The sequence below is a fragment of the Mesorhizobium sp. M4A.F.Ca.ET.050.02.1.1 genome, from assembly GCF_003997725.1.
GTDB lineage: Bacteria > Pseudomonadota > Alphaproteobacteria > Rhizobiales > Rhizobiaceae > Mesorhizobium.
Genome location: NZ_RZSG01001382.1, coordinates 1 through 674 on the forward strand (window position 1 = coordinate 1; position 674 = coordinate 674).

Consider the following 674-nt stretch of genomic DNA (forward strand, 5'->3'; position numbering starts at 1 on the left):
ACGCTGGTCATTGCCTTCAACTATGGCGGGCGCGACGAGATCGTGCGCGCGGCGCGCAAGCTTGCCGCGGCTGCCGGGCGCGGCGAAATCACCGCCGAGGCTATCACGGCGGAGGCCTTTGCCGGCGCGCTCGACACCGATGGCATTCCCGACCCGGAGCTGGTCATCCGCACAAGCGGCGAGCTCAGGTTGTCGAATTTCCTTCTCTGGCAGGCGGCCTACAGCGAGCTTGTGTTCCTGCCTTGCTACTGGCCCGATTTCAGCCGGGAACACCTGGCCGACGCGCTGCGCGACTTCGCAAGCCGCGAGCGCCGTTTCGGCGGGCTTGCCGCCCAAGACGTCGCTTCGTGAGCGGCGGCCAGATGAGCAATCTCCAGCTGCGTGTGATTTCGGCGCTCGTGCTGGCCGCCGTCACCCTCGGACTCACCTGGCTCGGCGGCATGCCGTTCCGCTTGCTCTGCAGCTTCATCGCCTGCACCATCTTCTACGAATGGTCGCGCATGTCGCGCCCGACAACCGGCGGCGCCCTGGGCTTTCTGCCGGAAGCGCTGCTGCTGGCCTTCATCGGCTTCCTGATAGCCGGCGTGCCGGCATCCTGGCTGCTCTCGCTCGTCGTGGTCATAGTTGTGGTCACGGCCGCCAGCACTCAAATGCGCGGGGCGACGCAATGGGAC

The 674-nt window shown here is 66.8% G+C and carries 2 protein-coding genes; both read left to right on the top strand.

Going from position 1 to position 674, the window contains the following annotated elements:
* The coding region (uppS, locus tag EOA33_RS37650; RefSeq protein ID WP_127407843.1) for a polyprenyl diphosphate synthase at positions 1-351 on the top strand (351 nt) is incomplete at its 5' end.
* Positions 348-674, top strand: a 327-nt coding sequence (locus EOA33_RS37655) for a phosphatidate cytidylyltransferase (protein WP_348628303.1), incomplete at its 3' end; no start/stop codon positions are given. The genes uppS and EOA33_RS37655, both read left to right, overlap by 4 nt.